Here is a 19,920-nt window from a genome sequence, read left to right as displayed (position 1 = left end):
CAGATAAATTTATTCCCATTCTATAGTTCCTGGTGGTTTACCTGTTACATCATATACAACCCGTGAAACTTTTTTAACCTCATTAACTATTCTATTTGAAACTAACGATAAAAAGTCATAAGGTAGGTTTGCCCAAGTAGCTGTCATAAAATCAATACTAACTACAGCTCTTAAAGCAATAACGTATTCATATCGTCTTTGATCTCCAACAACCCCAACAGATTTAATAGGAAGAAATACTCCAAAAGCTTGGGATATATCATGATACAAACCTTGATTATAAAGCTCTTCTATAAATATCGAGTCTGCTTTTTGTAAAATCTCAACATACTCTCTTTTAACTTCACCAAGAATTCTAACGCCAAGCCCTGGTCCAGGAAATGGATGTCTATATAACATATCATGAGGCAATCCTAGACCTAAACCAAGCTTTCTTACCTCATCTTTAAATAGCTCTCTTAAAGGTTCTAGAAGCTGAAGCTTCATATCCTCTGGTAAACCGCCAACATTGTGATGTGACTTTATAACATGAGCTTTACTTTTATTATTACCCGCAGATTCAATTACATCACTATAAATTGTGCCTTGTGCTAACCATTTAGCATTTTCTATCTTTGCAGCCTCTTCATCAAAAATCTCAATAAAAAGTCTACCGATAATCTTCCTTTTTTGTTCAGGGTCAGAAACACCTTCAAGTTGATCTAAAAATCTATCTTTAGCATTAACTCTAATAACATTCATATCTCTCTTATCTGAGAAGATTTTCATTACTTGATCACCCTCATTTAAACGAAGTAACCCAGTATCAACAAATATACAGGTAAGTTGCTTTCCAATAGCTTTATTTAAAATAGCTGCAACAACAGATGAATCAACTCCTCCAGATAGCCCTAAAATAACTCTATCTTCACCAACTTTCTTTTTTATTTCTTCAATATCACTTTCAATAATATTTTCTATATTCCAAAGAGCATCACATTGACATATATTTAATACAAAGTTTTCAAGCATCTCTCTACCATGCTCTGAGTGTGTAGTTTCAGGATGAAACTGAACACCAAAAAATGGTTTTTCTTTATGCTGTATTGCTGCTATAGGGGCATTAACTGAAGAGGCTATCAAGTCAAATTCATCACCTAAGTTAGTAACCTTATCACTATGACTCATCCATACCAATTGATCTTTATCTAAGCCTGTAAAAATATTATCTTTAGACTTTAAAATATTAATTACAGCTTTACCAAATTCACTTTGCTCAGACCCCTCAACAATCCCACCATGTTGAGCAATCATAGTTTGCATTCCATAACAAATTCCTAGCACCGGTATATTTAGATGAAATACGATCTTCGGAGCTTTAGCTGCTGAAGCATATACAGACTCAGGGCCTCCTGACAAGATGATCCCTTTAGCATCATAATTTTTGATAAATTCATCATCAATATCATGAGGAAAAATCTCACAAAAAACTCCTATCTCTCTTATTCTACGAGCTATTAGTTGAGTGTATTGAGAACCAAAATCTAAGATAAGTATTTTATGATTATGTATATCTGTCATTAGAAAATTATACAAAGATATTATTATCTCCCTATTTTATATTATTAATACTTTGTTTGTAAGAAAGAATTGTTACTATTTTAAGTAAAAATCTTTAAACTAAATATTGGAAACTTAAATAAAATTTATTTGTAATAAGGAAACTATTATGATTAAAAAAATTGTTGGATTATCATTTTTTTGCATTTTATTAACTTCATGCCTTATCAACACAAATAGTAATAACCAAACAGATATTGTTAGAGGAACTTGTAATTTAACTTCTGTTGCACAAAAAGAACTCGCTTGTAAAGATGGAACATATCAGCTATCTAATATCGATGTGTTAGATAAAACAGAAACTAATGTAACTGCTAATTACTGTATTGTTAATACACCTATAGATTATAATAAAGAATTCGCTGATGCTATTAATAAAGTTGGTGAGTCATGTTCTGCTGATGTAACCACTAAAAATATTTATGGTGGCGTCACAGGAAGTTTTACTGCTAAATAAACTCTAAAAAGCTTATATGCTTAGATCCCTTTTTTGTTTTTACTTATCCCCTTTGTTATAATCACAAGACTTATAAAACATATAACATAAAATTTTTAACTATTTATCTAGCTTATGAAATTCATATTATTTGACAAGACCTTTCAATCTGGTGAAACAGCAACTTTAGCTATGCCACTTCCTGTTTTATATTCATGTGCTCCTATGTATTTACCAATTAAAATAGTAAATGGTAGTAAGCCTGGACCATGTTTATTACTCTTTGGAATGGTGCATGGTGATGAATACAATGGCATTGAAATTATAAATAACCTTATTGAAAAAATTGATCCAAAAAAACTTAGTGGTACTATTGTTGCAATACCAGTTTTAAACATATACGGGCTAATTAATTATCCAAATAAAATGCAAAGTGGTAAGTCCTTGGAACAATCTTTTCCTGGTGATGAGAATGGCTCTTTTATGGAAAGATATGCATATAATCTTACAGAGCAAATAATTAAGAAAGTTGATTACTCTATTCAAATAAGAACAGGTAATGTAAATCATGAAATTCTACCGCAAGTCTATTGTAATCCTGAAGATGAAGATTCAATGAGAATTGCTAGAGCATTTCAAGCACCTGTTATAACAGGTGTAAATGTGAATAGCTCTAGTATTAGAAAAATTCATCAAGCTTTAGATATACCCTTTATTTGTTATGAAGCTGGTGAAGCTATAAGATTTGATAATGAATCTATAAATATAGGTATGGAAGGCATCAGAAATGTAATGAAAAAGCTAAATCTTCTAGATGAGGAGCTTGAACAAACTGTAAAACCAATTCTTTCAGAAGATGCTGAATGGACAATATCAGACACCTCAGGAATATTAAGAACAGAAATAGAATTAGGAACAAGAGTTAAAAAAAACCAAAGAATAGGCCATCTAACAGATCCTTTTGGTAACGCTGATAATGTTAGTTTAACTTCTCCAATAGATGGAATAATTTTAGGTATTAATAATAATCCACTAATAAAGGAAGGAGATAAAGTTTTTAAGGTTGCATCGTTTCATGATGATAAAAAAGCAGAAGCAAAACTAGAAGATTGGGAAGAAATCGCAAAAGAAAATTTTAATACAGATGAATAATAAAATATCCTTAACAGCCCTTATTATTTGGATAACTTGTGCTATATTCTTTATGTATGAGTTCTTACTTAGAACTATTCTTGGCACATTTGAGCATCAAATAATAAGTGATTTAGATTTAACATTAGTTACATTTAGTATTTTAAGTTCTACTGCATATCAATTTATATATGGCATTATGCAGGTTCCTGTTGGTTTTATAACAGATAAGTTAGGGTTGAAGAAAACTCTTACTATGGCAGTTGGCATTTGTGCTCTAGGAGTGGGAATGTTTGCTCTATCTAATAGTTTTAGTGCTGCTTTAATCTATAGAGTACTTATGGGATTTGGTTCCGCATTTGGTTTTTTATGCTTACTTGTAGCAGTATATGACTGGTTACCTCATAAATATATTGGTTTATTTATAGGTTTATCACAGTTTATAGGGGTACTAGGACCAATGGTTGCTGCTGGTCCTTTAGACTCTTTATCAAACACAAGTGGAATTGACTGGAGAGAAGTATTTATAATTCTTGCTGGAGTTGGAGTTATATTAGCTATAATAACTGTTCTCATAGTTAAAAATAATAAACAATCAGATGATAAATTTGTAATTATTGATAAACCAATATCTATTTTAGATAATATAAAAAGTTTAATATCGACTAGACAAGTTTGGTTCATAGCTTTCTTTTCAGCATCGGTATACTTTAGTATAGAATTTTTATCTGAAAATGCCGCTAAACCTTTTCTAATGTTGCATAGTTTTGACCCTAAAGTAGCCTCTTACATGATAACCTTAGCTTGGCTTGGTTATGGTATTGGCTGTCCTTCTTTAGGTTTTATTTCTGATACTATAAAAAGAAGAAAACCAATAATGATATTTAGTGCCATACTCGCCTTCTTTGCATTAGCAGTTATAATCTTTATACCTATTAATATTTATATTCTATCTATAGCATTTATCTGCCTTGGCATTGGCGCTAGTGGTCAAAGTATAGGATTTGCAATTATTGCTGAACAATGCCAAAAATATTATTTAGCTGCGGGCCTAGGTGTTAATAATTTCTTAATAATGCTTTCTGTATCTATAGGCTCCCCTTTCATCAGCTATATCTTATCAAGTCTATCTGGTGGAGGAAAAATAACTATATCAGAATATGAAATAGCATTATGTATACCTTTATTATTTATAGTAGTAGGAATAATCCTAAGTGTATTTTTTATTAGAGAAACCTTTTGCAGATCTATGAAAGAAGTTATAACTGTAGAAGTCTAGATTTTCTTCTATTTTCTCTATACTTTAAAAGAGCCATATGAGAAATAATTACTGTACTAATAAGCAATGGAACAAGTAAAAATACAAAAGCTCTATTAAAAACATTATTGTTTATATTTATATGAATAGGACCTCCATTTAATAACACACTTATATAGCTTATTAAGAATTGAAATAATGCTCCACATAAGCCTATTATCATATTAACAATAGCTAACGCTGTTCCTTTTATTTCTTTAGGAAAGATTTCTTCAACCACAGAAAAGGCTAATAACATACTAGAAACAAAAAATCCGAGTAAGAAAAATAAAACAAATAATAAATTAGGATTTATAATGCTCGCAAATAAAACTATAGAAGAAAAAATAGTTATCGTAAATATATTACAAATAAACATCCATATTCTTTTTTCACCAAATAAGCTCGCTATAATACCGTGAGATGGACCTCCAAATGCTATACCAACAAACATCATAACACTTATTTTCGCAGCTACTGATTCCGTAACATGATAGGCTTGCTCTAAAAATATCACATCATATAATTCAGAAAATGAGTTAACTACTATACCTACCATAAGCCCGGAATAAATAGCTAAAAGCCAAAGTTTTTTGTTCTTAAGTAAGATTAAACTATGGAAAAACTTAGAGGTTTTTGATTCAGATAAATTAGAAGAGTCTATACTTTCTTTTTTATATGTTAGAAGTAAGATTATTATAACTCCCCAAATTATCCCAAAATAACCAATATAAGCTAAAGCATCTTTCCAACCACTTAATGAAACAAGATAGTTTAAAAATAATTGTCCAAAGATACCACCAAGTACTCCTAAAGTATTTGTAAGTCCAACGGCTATAGGGAAAAATTTTTCTGGTAAAACATCTGCTGCAACTTTTAAACAGCCAATAAATGCAACTGCTGAACCAATAGCTATAAGTATCCTTCCAAAAACCATAGTATTTAAGTTTGGCTCATATACAAAAAGTAAAATACCTAGACTCATTACTAAACAGGATATAGAGAGCATGATTCTAGCTCCAAACCTATCTAATAGCATACCTGCTGGTACTTGGCTTATTGCATATATTGGAAAATAAATACTCATTACATACGCGATTTGGTCTACTCCAACCCCCATATCTAAAGATATTGGTTTTATAAGTACACTAGGAGCTGTATGCTGAAAATAGTCTAAAGCATAGAATATTGCCGCAATAAGCCAAAATAGCCAGCCTATGACTAAATTTCTTCTAGTAAATATATTCATTATTTCTAATTTTATAGTTTTGACTTTTTTATATTAACTTACTTGATTTTGATATAAAAGATTAACTTCTTCTTTTGTTGGCATTGATTCTATAGCCCCAACTTTTGAAATATTTAAAGCAGCTGCCGCATTAGATTTTAAAATTACTTCTCTAAGCTTATATAAAGAGATATTATCAAAACTTTCAGAAACTATCTGTCCTAACAAACAACCTAAAAACGCATCGCCTGCTCCAGTTGTATCAACTACTTTAGTTTCAAAAGCTGGTACATAGCCACAAAAGTCTTGAGTTGCAAAAAAAGCCCCTTCCTCACCCAGGCTTATAAGCACTAGCTTTATATTAGTATATTTTTTAAAAATTTTCTTAGCTACTTGCTCATAGTTATTTGATTTAAATAATAAATAAACCTCTTCTTCAGACATTTTAAGTATAGTGGCATAGTTAAAACCAAGTTCTAATTCTTTTATATTACTCTCTTCAGAACCTTTCCATAAAGTTGGTCTATAGTTAACATCATAAGCAATTAATTTATTATGTTTTTTTGCAGTCTCTAGAATATCTAATGTTGTAGATTTAGTGGGATCAGTTGTAAATGATAAAGATCCAAAACATAAAACCTTTGTTTGATTGATAATTGAATAATCAATATCAGCTTTTTCTAACATAACATCAGCTGTCTGTGTTCTATAAAAGATAAAAGACCTATCATTTTTTTCATCTAACGTCACAAATGCTAAAGTTGTATTATAATCATCAGACAGTATTACACCTTTTGTATCGATTCCTTTAGAGCCTATTGTTTTAATTAAGAATTTACCAAAACTATCATTACCAACTTTACCTATAAAAGCTGTCTTACAGCCCATGTTTGTAGCCATTACTAATGCATTACAAGGAGCTCCACCAGCTTTATAAATAAAGCTTCCATCAAGTTGCTGATAAATATCTATCAGCAACTCTCCTACCGCTATCAAATCATACATATTTGTTTAACCAAAAAGCTTAGAATACTCATTACATAAAGGATGTAAAATTTCTTCATCCTCAACAACCGTTGAGAATCTAGCTACATCTTCAGCATTATAGTTGTCTATATTATCATCATTAATACTAGATACCTCTCCACAAACTACATCACCAGTACCCTCTTTTGCATAAAAGATATGAAAACAAAAAGGTCTTAGAGTAATACTTTCACCATTTTTTAAAAGTATTTCTTTACCAGCTTTTAGAGTGTGTAAAACACCATCCATTTCTATATCTACATCGCTATGATAATCAACCTCACCTTTGCTATCTGAATTATATAGTTTTATTCCTAATAAGCCGCCTGCTCTATTTATAATATCTTCTGTTTTATCAGCATGATAATGTAGAGGTAAACGCTGCCCATCTTTTAAAACGATCAGTTTTTCAGCATATGGAGTCCCTAGTTTTACATCACTATGAGAGCCATTTCTTAATGTGAAAAGAACTGCTCCTAAGTTATCAAAACTATCCTTGCCATAATCAGTAATATCCCAGCCAAGCATAACTTTTTTTATAGTATTTAACTTTCCTAAATTATTATTGCTATGCCATTCTTGCATATCCCAATAACCAAATGGAGGTAAATATATATTATATTTTTTTAAAAGTTCTTTTGAGTATTGAATCGCCCTATTTATTTCTGATCTTTTCATTCTTACACTCCCTTATTAACTTATATTTTGATAGTAAATTATTTAAGAAAACATATTTTTAAGAGCAGAAATAGTTTCCTTTGAATTTTGCTTTCTAGCTTCTGGACATTCTTTTTCTCCACCGACCCAGTGCAAGTCTGTATCAGGAAGCTCTTCTAGAAATCTACTTGGCTGTGTTATGATTTTTTCACCAAATTTTTTTCTATATTTAGTAAGAGTTATTGTTAATTTTTCTTTTGCTCTAGTAATAGCTACATATGCTAATCGTCTTTCATCCTCTATAGAACCATCCTCTATACTTTGCTGATGAGGAAGTATCCCTTCTTCCATACCCATTATATAAACTTTTTTAAATTCTAGTCCTTTAGATGCATGCATTGTTATAATCTGAACTTGATTATCACTTTTATCTTCAGTATCTCTATCCAAAATATCTATAAGAAGCATTTTATTAAGTACGCTATTTAGAGAATCTAAACCATTATATGATTCATCTTCAAGCTGTGTAGTCACCCATCTGATAAGCTCAATTACATTTGTGTATCTAAATTCAGACTGCTTTTCTGATGAGCTAGAGTCTATTAACCATTGTCTATATGCTATTTCATCTATAAAGTTATTTAATATTTTCTTTAATTCAGAAATTGAAATACTAGAGATAATTTTCTGTTGAGTAGAAGTAATAAGCTCTTTAAATCTTATAAGACTAGACTTAGTATAGTCACGAATATCTATATTACCTAAATTATATAATGTATGGAAAAAGCTACAATGATGTTCACTCGCATATTCACCTAATTTATGAATCGTTGCGCTACCGATCTCTCTTTTAGGAGTATTAATAACCCTTAGAAAAGCTCGATCATCATCTGGATTTACTATAAGCCTTAAGTAAGAAATAATATCTTTAATTTCACTCTTAGAGAAAAAGGAGGATCCTCCACTTATCGTATATGGGATTTTATGCATTTGCATATACCTTTCTAATAAGAATGCTTGATAATTACTCCTGATAAGAACTGCATAATCAGAATTCTTTGAAGTACTTTTTACTCTATCAAAAAAGATATCACTAGCTATGTATTGAGCCTCATCTTCATCATTAATAAGACTTATAATTTTTACATGATCTCCATAGCCTTTATTTGACCATAATTGCTTCTCAAAAATATGGCTATTATTGGATATAAGCTTATTTGCAACATTTAGAATTCTACCTGTAGAACGATAATTTTGTTCTAACTTAATAACATTCAAGTTAGAGAAATCCTCTTGTAAATGCTTTAAGTTTTCTGGTTTTGATCCTCGCCAAGCATATATAGACTGATCATCATCTCCAACAACTGTAAACTTGTTTTTTCCTTTTGTTAGATATTTTAATAACTGATATTGTGATTCATTTGTATCTTGGTATTCATCAATTAGAATATATCTAAATTTATCTGTCCAAAATTTTTGGATATTTTCATTATTTTTGAAAAGTTGTATCGGTTGAAAAATCAAATCATCAAAATCAAAAGAATTATAAGACTTTAAATACTTTTGATATTCTTTATAAATAAATAATGCTTGTTCCTCTAAATCATCTCTAGCATCAACCTCTTCAGGTGCTAAAAGAGCAGATTTCCAAAATGAAATCTTAGATTGAATAATGCCTGAATTTTGTTTAGGTAGTTGAAATTCTTCATAAGCAATATCATGTATTAGATTAAGAGAATCTGTACTATCAAAAAGAGTAAAGCTCTTTTTATATCCTAATTCAGCATAGTGCTTTTTTAAGATTGATAATCCTAATGAATGAAATGTTGAAATCACTAAGCCTTTACACAAGTCTTTATCAAGCCTACCCTTTATTCTTTCCTGCATTTCTTTTGCTGCTTTATTTGTAAATGTAACAGCTAAAATACTTTTCGCGGGATATAGCAATTGCTCTATAAGATAAGATATCTTCTCAATAATAACACTAGTCTTTCCACTTCCAGCTCCTGCTAATACAAGTAATGGAGATCCTATATACTTTACAGCCTCTTGCTGTTGTGGATTTAAGTCATCTAGCATTTGATAATAGTTTCACCAGTTTCTAGTTTATATTCTGACTCTAATGCCTCTTTATGAAAGACCACTAGCATATAGCTTTGATTTTCTACGAATATTTTATTTACTACATTTGCTAATGGCTTACCTTGCTCATCTTTTAAATCTAAAGTATCTATATCAGAATTAGACTTCACTACAGCTAACTCTTTTTTTAGTTTAGCTTTATAATGCATTCTAGCAATCACTTCTTGCCCCATATAGCAACCTTTTGAATAAGAAACTACATTTTCAACATTGTCTAGTTCTAATTCTGCTGGTAAGAAATTCTCTATATTTTGACTATTGATTATTGCTAATTTATTTAAAATATTTTGTTTTTGAACATCTTCAAAACTAATATCTGACTCAAAGCTATCTCTTGCTAAGATATTATGATTTAAGAATCCTTCCGTTGTAAAAAATAAAGCATATTCATCATTTATAGAAAAACTAACTTTAGAAAACATTCCATATTTTTTAAGCCAATTTTGTAAAGTTTCTAATACTCCTTCTTCAACTGAAAGTAATAATTTATCATCAGCAATATACTTAACAAAACATAATGAAATTATACGCCCCTTTAAGTTAGCAAAAGCCGTTAATAAAATAGCATTATTTTCAGATAATATATTTAAATCAGCTGTTGTAAGCCCTTGTAGAAATTTTTTAGTATCTACACCACTTATCTCTAATATCTTAAAGTTTTTATACTGGTAATTACTCATAAAGAAACCTTTTTTGAATTTTATAACATAGATGTTTTTCTACGCTAGTTGATTTTATAATATTTACTGCGCTTATGTAAAGTTTACTTTTGATACTAACTACCAAGCCTGTAAATCTCTAGACAACAACTGTTCTTTAATATAATTATTTAAGCTCATCCCTTCTACAAAGCCATTTAAAAATACGACTCTGTAACCTTTATCAAAAGCTAGATTCAATGGGCCTTTCTTTTTACTTTTTCCCTCTTTTACATCATTACTTATAACTATATTCATTACACTTCTTACAGCTAGTGCAATATCACCTTCTTGTTTATATAAATTGTGCTTTATGTGTTTAGAGCTTTCATCTAAAAAACTTACTACTAATTCATTTAGGAAAATCCCCTCCTCAACACACATATATTCACCTTCATCATAGCCACCAATTCTTTGTTTATCTTCGAAATGTCTATCATCATAATAACCAAAGTAAGTATGTATTTGGACTATTTCTTTATCTATTAGTTGCCTAACAAAATCATTTTTTTCTTGTAATTTAATATGTTCACTCTCAAATTTTATTTCTCTTGGTATACATATAATAAATTTATCTATTGGGAATTCTTTTGATATATCTATATTTTTTTCAAAGAGAAAATCAAAAACGTTATTATCTAAAAATATTTTTATCATCATATTTTAATTATAGTTATACAGATAACTCCTAACTATACCTAGTGTTTCATGAGTAACTACTATAGGATCTTTTGAAGGTGTATCAGAAATAGCAGGAATAATTTTTATTCCCATATTAGTAAATATTCTCTCCGCTCTCTTCATATGTAAAGATGATGTTACAAGTAAATATTTATCAAAAGCTAATTCTTTGACTATTTCTTTAGTAAACTTAGCATTACCAAAAGTATTTAAGCTATTTCTTTCTAAAAAAATATCTTGTTTATCAACCCCTAAATTTAACATGATATCAGAATATGCCTCAGCCTCAGATATTCCAAAATTATGAATATCTCCACCAGAAGCAATTATTTTATAATGTATACCACATTGCTTCGCAAGGAAATATATTCTACAAGCCTCTAGCACTCTAGAATATGCTCTATTATTTAAAAGCACTTTTCCATCAATCTTGACTAATCCAGAACCAAGTAAGATTATGGCTTGATTATTTTTTATAGTTTCATCATCTAATCTTTTGTATTTATTCGTTAAAAAATTTGAAGCTATATAAATAAAAATAAGAAAAACTAAAAATAGTAGGATTAAAATTATTATAAGCATATTTACTAGAATGGAAGATTAAAATAATAATCAAATTTTTCTGACAGCAATGTATCTATTTTTTCTGCTACAGCTCCATCTTTAGTTACCTGTATAGTACGAGGATAGAGTCTATCATTCACCCAAGCATTTTGATCCCATAAATATGTTGTATCAACACATTGTTTAGCAAAATCTTTTATCTGATAACGATTTTCTACCTGTAAACACCCTCTTAAGAAAATATCAACATATGATTGTGAAATAGGATGATCTTTTGTCGGTTTTTGTATATCTTCTGGTTGCTTAGCATATATCCAGTAAGCACCTTCAGGTAGTTTTCCAAGTCCCACAGCTTTTATATCAGTTTCTGGCACTCTATATCTACAATATCCTGGTTCCCAATCATCTGTGGTTTTAATATCTTGACCACTTATAGGATAATAAACAGCATTAAGTTTATAGCCTTTTGCTGGAACTGAAAGTAGATAAATAGTTTTATAATTTCCACCACTAATACCCCAAGTTCTTTTAAAATTATTAACTATTATTGGATACACATCTATAGCACTTGGTGTTGTTAATTTTCTAGTTTCATCATCCATAAGACTTCCATAGCCAATCATATAATTATGATGTGTCTCATCAACTTCTGGATGACACTCTTCTGCAAGAACTGAAGTAAATGAAACTGATGATAACATTAACATTAAAATCAAACTTTTTTTCATATTTAATAACCCTTAAATAATAAATAGAAACTATTTTGACTTACCAATCATAGCATATCTGCTTGGTAAGATTAGAGTAAATATATAGTTTATCTACGAGATTGAATATTATTATCTACGGCTCTATCATTAGTTGCCATTGCTTGATTTCTACTTTGAATTTTTCTAACAGAGTTCTTAGACTGTGTTTCGCTATTCATAGGAACATCTTTATGAACTTGAGGCTGAGGTCTACTTATACTAGCTCTTGCTCCTTGATCTGTAGTTTCTGACCGTCCATTTAGTCTTTCTTCTGGAGTAACTACCGAAGCATTAGGATTAAAACCTTGTCTCATTCCAGGATTTCTCATTTGCTGTCTTTGCATTCTAGGATCATTCCTTTGAGAATTTTGAGTTTGAGAATTATTTTCATTAGTTGCAGGAGCAGTATTATCTCTTTGATTTTGATTACTATTAAACCTTCCAAAGTTTTGAACTTGAGAATTGTCTCTATTTGGTGGTGGAATCAAATTTCCTCGTTGCTGTAATTGTCTTTGTATATTATTGCTAGAAGCTTGACTTTGTTGATCAATATCAGAAGCCGAAAAACCTAAAGCAGGAAGAACGCTTATAAGCATAATTGTTAGTAACTTTTTCATTAGTTTTCCTTTAATTCTCTAATTAACTAATTCTATGCCTATTCATAGCATCATGATTTGTTAATGAATTATTATTAATTTGGTCTACATTATGTGCATCACTAGCATACATATAGTTATCTTTATGACGTGCATAAACAGCATCACCCGCACTACCAGTATCATAATAATTTTGATCACTCACCTGTTCAGCAGCCTCTTCAGTATCCATTGAACCTGCAAAACTAATAACAGGAAATAAAATAAAATTAATCAAAATAATTAATAATGCTTTTTTCATATATTAATACCTTTTATAGTTAACCGCAGTATGTCTATTTGCATTTATCGTATCAACACTATGTGATTCTGTAGCACTAACGTAAGCACTTTTTTCATTCTTGCTTGTAAGTTGCTCATTTGCTTGTTCAATATTACTTGTTTTTGCAAAACTCGCAATTGGTATCACTAAACTTAAACATACTAAAGTGATTGATAATATTTTTTTCATAGTTATACTCCCTATAAAATATTTAATCCTTTTTTTATTAAATTTTCTAATTCAACTGTATCTTTTGCAAATTGCCTGATTCCTTCACTTAATTTTTGTGTTGCTAAAGCACTTTCATTTAGTAACCATCTAAATTCTTGTTCAGTCATATACTTAGGCTTTTGTTCTACTTTACCACTATCATGTAGGCTTACTTCTAAAACACTATTATGCTGACTTAATTCTTCTAAAAGAGCTGGTGAAATTGTTAATGCATCACATCCAGCTAATGCTTTTACTTGTTCTGCATTTCTAAAGCTAGCTCCCATAACTATTGTTTCGTACCCATAATTTTTATAATAGTTATAGATTTCTTTTACAGAATTTACGCCATCATCATCTTCAGGCTTTGGAAAACTATCTAGCTTATTATTTGACATCTGCCAATCAGTAATTCTACCAACAAATGGGGAAATTAAATAAACTTTTGCTTCAGCACATGCTATGGCTTGAGCCTTATCAAATATTAATGTCAAATTACAATTAATTTCTTCTTTCTCTAAAAGTTTTGCTGCTTTAATTCCTTCCCATGTTGCTGCTATTTTGATTAATACTCTATCTTTAGATATTCCTTTTTCAGAATATTTCTCTATTATTTTCCTAGCATATGCCATAGTTGATGCTGAATTAAAAGACTCTCTAGCATCAACCTCACTAGAAACTTTACCATCAATTACTTTTAATATCTCAACACCAAAAGCAACTACAATATCCATTAAAATATCTTCAACAAGAGTTTCTTGAGAACTAAAATCTGATGATTTTAACTTTCCATTCTCTATACATTCTTTAACTATATGAGCATATTTATCTTCTTTAGCAGCTTTTAATATCAAACTAGGGTTTGTTGTTGCATCTATAGGCTTATATTTTTTTATTAATTCAAAATCGCCAGTATCGGCAACTACTTTAGTTACTTTTCTTAACTGTTCTAAAACAGATTCTTTCATATACATCCCTATTTACTAATAGTCTAAATTTATAATCTCTACTTATTAGGTCTTAAATACTAATAAATAAAATCTTACTCGTTTTACTAACGATAATATAATTATAAGAATTTAAAAGCAAAAGTTTGAATTATTTTGATAGCATGATAGCTCAAATTAGTTTAATTTAAACTGCTCTTTTAACATTGAATAAGCAGCTCTAATTCCCATAGCTTCACCACCTACTGGTTTTCCTGGAGTTGCTGAGCTATTCCAAGCCATGATGTCAAAATGAATCCAGTTACTATAATCTTTAGCTAGAAAATGCTCTAAAAATAATGCTGCTGTTATTGCTCCTGCAAATGATGAAGGACCACAGTTTGAAATATTAGCAAAATCATTTTTTAAATTTTTCATATATCTCTTTGCTAGAGGTAATCTCCATACATCATCTTTTTGCTTTTCTGCATGTTTATATAAATTGTCTGAAAAATCATTATTATTACTAAAAAAACCTGCGATTTCTGTTCCTACTGCAATTCTAGCTGCTCCGGTTAGGGTTGCAAAATCAATCAATATAGCAGGATTGCTAGAAGATTCTTCGTATAGAGGCTCTGCCAATATAAGTCTACCTTCAGCGTCAGTATTTGTTACTTGCACTGTAGTACCATTTTTCATTTTTATAATATCACTTGGTCTATAGGAGTTTGCATCTACGGCATTTTCTACAGTTGGTATTGAAAGACTTAAGCCTACTGGTAAATTATTCTTCATAATTAGATATGCTAAAGCTATAGCATTTGCTGCACCACCCATATCTTTATGCATTAAAAGCATTCCTGATGCTGGTTTTATATCTACACCACCTGTATCAAAAACAACTCCTTTACCAACTAAAGAAATTTTAGGATATGAATTTTTATTCCAATTTAACTTAACTAATCTTGGTGCACGGTAACTTCCTCTACCTACAGTATAAATTCCCATATAACCTTGTTTAGCCAAATCTTCTCCTACAATCTCCTCAAAATCAGCATTAAACTCTATAGCCAACTGTTTTATAATATTAGATATTTCAGCTGGTCCCATATCTTCGGCAGGAGTGGAAATCATATCTCTAGCAAGGAATATAGCCTCGGCTTCTGAAATTATTTCTCTATAATCTTTTGGTAAAAATAAATATACCTCTTTTTCAGATTTTGTTTTTTTATACTTATCAAAACTATAACTGCCTAAAGCAAAACCAAGGTAGTATAATCTTAAATCTGGAATATCACTATATTCAATATGATACTCTCCATCTGGCAACTGCGAATATAGATCTGCTATAGTAAACATATCGTCTTCCACTAAGCATATAACTTGCAACAAGGTTCCATCTTGCTTTGGTAAAAGGATATTTTTAAGTTGCTCATTAAAATTTAGTGTCATTAAAAAATTTTTCGTAAACTTGTTTTGTCTCTCTAACCATTCTTTATAATTATTTTTTTTCACTAAGAATATTGGACAAGTATGTATACTTTTTTCAAAACGAAAGCATTCAATTTTTTTCATTACTCCCATATTACAACTCCACAGGTTGATTAAATAAAATCCAATTATTAAAGTCTTCTACTACTTGCGTAGTTAATATTCCTGCTGCTTTATATAGACTTAAAAATCCTAATACATAGTCTGATTCAGCATTATTTAAATCGATTAAATATTGATAATATTGATTCATCAATATGAAATATTGAGTAATAGTTGTAGTTCCACTCTCATATTTATCTTTATATTTTTCATATGCTATTTTTGCTGCTGCGGCTGATTTCCTTAAAGCATTTATTTCATCTTTTTTATATTCTAACCATCTATATGCATACATAGAATCATTTCTAGCGACCCTTCCAGTTTGTATCATATCAAATTCAGAAGATTGATAATCATAAGCAGCTTTTTTGAGTTCCGCATAATCTGTTCCTCCAGAAAGAATATTCCATTCTAAAGATATGCCAAAATAAAAACCACTAACATCTCCACTAGGACGTAAATAATTATCTAATACAGGATTACCTAATGGACTTCTTGCATTAAAGCCAGGAGAGTATTTTATTTCAAAATTAACTTTTGGCATAAAAGGGCTTGTTGCAGACTGATAATCATAATATTTACTATCTTTTTTATGCATAGATCCAATATAGGCAGGATTACTTCTCATTGCTAGTTCCTCCCAGTACTCCTCTGACTTTGGGTTTGGATCTTTCACTTCAAAATCATTATTGTATAAAATAATATTATCATCTCTATCTGTAAATTTATGTAATTCAGCTCTTGCTACTTTTTCATCTCTTTGAGCAGACACATAATCAGCTACTGCTATATGATAGTTAGATTTAGATGTTTCATAATCAACGGTATCAGCGACTCCTACTTCATATTGATTTTTTAGCTCTTTTAAGTTTGCTTCTGCTGCTTTTTTATTAAATGATGTGTACTCAACATTTTTAACAGCTCTTGCTAGATTGAAATACGCATAACTTACATCATATAAAAATTGTTGGTAATTAGTTCTATAATCTTGTTGGGCAAATTCTGCGCCCTCTTGAGCAGATTGTAAATCTTTATATGCTCCATAATCATATAGTGGCTGTGTTAAACTTACTATTCCTTGTATAGAATTAAATTTACCAGTATTAACTATATAATCACTTTTAGCACCAGAAGTCATAAGATTGACTTCAGATATATTTCCACCAACATCAATACGAGGTAATAAATAACCTAGTTTAATAGCTGGATCCATCTGCCTAGAGCTTAACTGGTATCCAATATATTTATATTGGGGAGATTGTTCAATAGACCTTTGAATTACTTGAGTATAATCAACAGATGTATTAAAGGCATATACAAGTTTACTAGAGCAAACTAGGACTATAATAAATGTAAATAATACCTTCAAAAATTTCAAAATCTTTTCTCTTGATTTATATTATATTTAGGACATAATTTTTTGCTTCAGATATTGCCTCTTGTATTTTTGATGGATTATTTCCACCACCTTGAGCCATATCTGGTCGCCCACCACCTTTACCATCAATTATGGACGAAACAATTTTAGCTATATCTCCAGCTTTTACAAGATTTGTTACAGCCTTACTAACTCCAATTACAAACTGAACCTTATCATCAATAATAGTAGCTAAAATAACTATAGCTCTTTCTTTCTTTGATTTATATTCATCAACTTTATCTCTTAGAGTTTTTATATCGCTATCATCAATTACAGCAGCCACAAGAGTTGTACCATTTTGCTCTAATTCTTCTATATTAGAAGAAGATCCAGATAATAAATCTTTTTTTAATTTAGTTATTTGCTTTTCTTGTAATTTAACTAACTCTTGTATTGAGTTTAATTTATCTAATACATTTGATTCTGTGGCTTTTAAATGAAGTTTAATAGAATCAACTAAGTCCTCTAGATTTTGTATATATTTATTAGCTTCAGTACCAGTTATAGCTTCAATTCTACGAATACCTGAAGCTATCCCAGAATCCGAAATGATTTTAAATAATCCTATATCTCCAGTTTGTCTTACATGTGTACCACCACAAAGTTCTATAGAAAAGTCATCCATACAAATAACTCTCACAAGATCACCATATTTCTCACCAAATAAAGCTTGTGCTCCCATAGCTTTTGCTTTTTCAGGGGTGGTTTCTAAAGTCTCAACTAAATAATTAGCTCTAATTTCTGTATTAACTAATTTTTCTGTTTGACGCATCTCTTCTTTAGACAATGGTTTATCATGTGAATAGTCAAACCTTAATCTTTTATTATTGACTAGAGATCCTTTTTGCTCAGCATGTTTACCAACTATTTGCTTTAATGCTGCATGTAATAAATGTGTTGCACTATGGTTTGCAGCCGTATCTAAACGAGTTAAACCATCAACTTTAGCAGTAACTTCATCTGAAGTACTTAATCTTCCTTTTTCAAGTTTACCTATATGTAAAATAGTCTCACCAGATTTTTGAACATTTGTTACTTTAAATATAGTACCTGTAGATTCCAAAATTCCACTATCTGCAACTTGACCACCAGATTCTGCATAAAAAGGACTTTTATCTAAAACAATTACAATATTACTATCTAAATTAGATACAGAATTTACAGATTTACCATCTTCAAAAATCTCTAATATTTTCGAGTCATCTATTAATGTTGAATAGCCATTAAATAATGTTTTATGATTTGATTTTATAGTTTCATTATAATCTACTGAAAATTTGCTAGCTTTTTTAGATCTTGCCTTTTGTTCTTGCATAGCTATCTCAAAAGCCTTCTGATCAACTTTTAAACCTTTTTCTCTAGCCATATCAGCTGTTAAATCTACTGGAAATCCATATGTATCATATAATTTAAATGCTACATCTCCAGAGATAATATCGCTATTTATATTTTGAATCTCATTCTCAAATATCTTAATTCCATTTTCAATTGTATTTATAAAAAGCTCTTCTTCTTTTTTTAAAGCTTCTTTAATTATTACTTTCTTATCAGCAAGCTCAGGATAAGCTTCTGCCATTTGAGATATGAGTTCATCAACTAACTTATAGAAAAAAACTTCTTTAGCTCCTAGTTTATTTCCATGTCTCACAGCCCTACGAATAATACGACGAAGAACATACCCTCTACCTTCATTTGATGGTAATACTCCATCTGCTATTAAAAATGAACATGAGCGAATATGATCTGCTATTACTTTTAATGATGGTGAATCTAGATTTTCGCTTCCTATTATTTGAGCAGCTTTTCTTATAAGAGCTTGGAATAAATCAATTTCATAGTTACTATCAACATGTTGTAATACTGCAGCTATTCTTTCTAAACCCATACCAGTATCTACTGAAGGCCTAGGAAGATCTAATACAGATCCGTCTATTTGACGATTATATTGCATAAATACAATATTCCAGATTTCTATATATCTATCGCCATCTTCATCAGGCGTTCCTGGTAATCCACCTAGTATGTGTTCACCATGATCGTAAAATATCTCAGTACATGGTCCACAAGGCCCTGTATCTCCCATTTCCCAAAAATTATCGCTAGAGTCTATTCTTATTATTCTTTCTTTATCAAGTCCTATATGGTTATGCCATACATCAAAAGCTTCTTCATCTGTAGCATATATAGTAACCCATAGTCTTTCTTTTGGGAGTTTAATTTCTTCCGTAAGAAATTCCCATGCAAAACTTATAGCTTCTTTTTTAAAATAATCTCCAAAGCTAAAATTTCCTAACATTTCAAAAAAAGTATGATGTCTTGCTGTATAACCAACGTTATCTAAATCATTATGTTTACCACCAGCTCTTAAACATTTTTGGACAGTTACAGCTCTTGTATAATCTCTTTTTTCTATACCTAGAAAAACATCTTTAAACTGAACCATACCGGCATTAGTAAAAAGTAAAGTGTCATCTCCAAATGGTATCAGAGATGAGCTAGGCTGGTGTGAGTGGCCTTTAGATTTAAAATAGCTTATAAACTTGCTTCTTAACTCTTTTGTACTAATCATAAAAAATAACCCTTGAAATTACTGGAAATGTAATATTAAGTCCATCAAATTTTAGAAACCAATTATAAACTATTTT

At 30.1% G+C, this 19,920-nt stretch carries 19 protein-coding genes; 3 read left to right on the top strand and 16 right to left on the bottom strand.

Annotation, left to right across the window (positions count from 1 at the left end):
• Positions 1–9: 9 nt before the first annotated feature.
• Complete coding sequence (gene guaA / locus DNK87_RS01105; RefSeq protein ID WP_119330618.1) at positions 10–1,560, bottom strand: glutamine-hydrolyzing GMP synthase; 1,551 nt, start codon at positions 1,558–1,560, stop codon at positions 10–12.
• A 148-nt stretch (positions 1,561–1,708) separates the two neighbouring features.
• Between guaA and DNK87_RS01100 the strand changes: the two genes are divergently transcribed.
• The 3 genes from DNK87_RS01100 to DNK87_RS01090 all read left to right on the top strand — a co-directional run bounded on the left by DNK87_RS01100 (position 1,709) and on the right by DNK87_RS01090 (position 4,445).
• Positions 1,709–2,056, top strand: a complete 348-nt coding sequence (locus DNK87_RS01100) for a hypothetical protein (RefSeq protein WP_119330619.1) — start codon at positions 1,709–1,711, stop codon at positions 2,054–2,056.
• A 114-nt stretch (positions 2,057–2,170) separates the two neighbouring features.
• Positions 2,171–3,187: a succinylglutamate desuccinylase/aspartoacylase family protein gene (locus tag DNK87_RS01095; protein WP_119330620.1), complete on the top strand. Its 1,017-nt coding sequence runs from the start codon at positions 2,171–2,173 to the stop codon at positions 3,185–3,187.
• Positions 3,180–4,445: an MFS transporter gene (locus DNK87_RS01090; RefSeq protein ID WP_119330621.1), complete on the top strand. Its 1,266-nt coding sequence runs from the start codon at positions 3,180–3,182 to the stop codon at positions 4,443–4,445. Before DNK87_RS01095 ends, DNK87_RS01090 begins: the two co-directional genes overlap by 8 nt.
• On the opposite strand, the gene DNK87_RS01085 is transcribed toward DNK87_RS01090, so the two are convergent.
• The 15 genes from DNK87_RS01085 to alaS form a co-directional block, all read right to left on the bottom strand.
• The gene (locus DNK87_RS01085; RefSeq protein WP_119330622.1) at positions 4,426–5,712 is read right to left on the bottom strand and encodes an MFS transporter; all 1,287 of its coding nucleotides are present in this window, start codon (positions 5,710–5,712) and stop codon (positions 4,426–4,428) included. The genes DNK87_RS01090 and DNK87_RS01085 overlap by 20 nt on opposite strands.
• A gap of 33 nt (positions 5,713–5,745) precedes the next feature.
• Positions 5,746–6,696: a carbohydrate kinase family protein gene (locus DNK87_RS01080; RefSeq protein ID WP_119330623.1), complete on the bottom strand. Its 951-nt coding sequence runs from the start codon at positions 6,694–6,696 to the stop codon at positions 5,746–5,748.
• Positions 6,697–6,702: 6 nt separating this feature from the next.
• Positions 6,703–7,395, bottom strand: coding sequence for a D-lyxose/D-mannose family sugar isomerase (locus DNK87_RS01075; protein WP_119330624.1), 693 nt, complete (start codon positions 7,393–7,395; stop codon positions 6,703–6,705).
• Between the two features lie 42 nt (positions 7,396–7,437).
• Positions 7,438–9,453: a UvrD-helicase domain-containing protein gene (locus DNK87_RS01070; RefSeq protein WP_119330625.1), complete on the bottom strand. Its 2,016-nt coding sequence runs from the start codon at positions 9,451–9,453 to the stop codon at positions 7,438–7,440.
• Positions 9,447–10,196 carry a CAF17-like 4Fe-4S cluster assembly/insertion protein YgfZ gene (gene ygfZ, locus DNK87_RS01065; RefSeq protein ID WP_119330626.1) on the bottom strand — a complete coding sequence of 250 codons (750 nt, stop codon included), beginning with the start codon at positions 10,194–10,196 and terminating at the stop codon, positions 9,447–9,449. The genes DNK87_RS01070 and ygfZ overlap by 7 nt, the downstream gene beginning before the upstream one ends.
• Before the next feature lie 99 nt (positions 10,197–10,295).
• Positions 10,296–10,871: a hypothetical protein gene (locus DNK87_RS01060; RefSeq protein WP_159240181.1), complete on the bottom strand. Its 576-nt coding sequence runs from the start codon at positions 10,869–10,871 to the stop codon at positions 10,296–10,298.
• Positions 10,872–10,877: 6 nt separating this feature from the next.
• Positions 10,878–11,477 carry a YdcF family protein gene (locus DNK87_RS01055; protein WP_119330628.1) on the bottom strand — a complete coding sequence of 200 codons (600 nt, stop codon included), beginning with the start codon at positions 11,475–11,477 and terminating at the stop codon, positions 10,878–10,880.
• 5 nt (positions 11,478–11,482) lie between these two features.
• Complete coding sequence (locus tag DNK87_RS01050) at positions 11,483–12,187, bottom strand: gamma-glutamylcyclotransferase family protein (protein WP_119330629.1); 705 nt, start codon at positions 12,185–12,187, stop codon at positions 11,483–11,485.
• An 89-nt stretch (positions 12,188–12,276) separates the two neighbouring features.
• On the bottom strand, positions 12,277–12,825 hold the full coding sequence (locus DNK87_RS01045; RefSeq protein WP_119330630.1) for a hypothetical protein: 549 nt from the start codon (positions 12,823–12,825) through the stop codon (positions 12,277–12,279).
• Between the two features lie 22 nt (positions 12,826–12,847).
• Positions 12,848–13,105: a hypothetical protein gene (locus DNK87_RS01040; RefSeq protein ID WP_119330631.1), complete on the bottom strand. Its 258-nt coding sequence runs from the start codon at positions 13,103–13,105 to the stop codon at positions 12,848–12,850.
• 3 nt (positions 13,106–13,108) lie between these two features.
• On the bottom strand, positions 13,109–13,315 hold the full coding sequence (locus DNK87_RS01035) for a hypothetical protein (RefSeq protein WP_119330632.1): 207 nt from the start codon (positions 13,313–13,315) through the stop codon (positions 13,109–13,111).
• An 11-nt stretch (positions 13,316–13,326) separates the two neighbouring features.
• Entirely contained in the window at positions 13,327–14,304 is a 978-nt protein-coding gene (tal, locus tag DNK87_RS01030; RefSeq protein ID WP_119330633.1) for a transaldolase, read from the bottom strand.
• Between the two features lie 156 nt (positions 14,305–14,460).
• The gene (locus tag DNK87_RS01025; RefSeq protein WP_119330634.1) at positions 14,461–15,846 is read right to left on the bottom strand and encodes a leucyl aminopeptidase family protein; all 1,386 of its coding nucleotides are present in this window, start codon (positions 15,844–15,846) and stop codon (positions 14,461–14,463) included.
• Between the two features lies 1 nt (position 15,847).
• Entirely contained in the window at positions 15,848–17,224 is a 1,377-nt protein-coding gene (locus DNK87_RS01020; protein WP_119330635.1) for a TolC family protein, read from the bottom strand.
• A gap of 25 nt (positions 17,225–17,249) precedes the next feature.
• Positions 17,250–19,844: an alanine--tRNA ligase gene (gene alaS, locus DNK87_RS01015; RefSeq protein ID WP_119330636.1), complete on the bottom strand. Its 2,595-nt coding sequence runs from the start codon at positions 19,842–19,844 to the stop codon at positions 17,250–17,252.
• Positions 19,845–19,920: the final 76 nt, after the last annotated feature.

Source organism: Pseudofrancisella aestuarii (assembly GCF_003574475.2).
Taxonomy (GTDB): domain Bacteria; phylum Pseudomonadota; class Gammaproteobacteria; order Francisellales; family Francisellaceae; genus Francisella; species Francisella aestuarii.
Note: the sequence above shows the minus strand (reverse complement) of the source record. Positions and strands in the feature narration are given on the sequence as shown.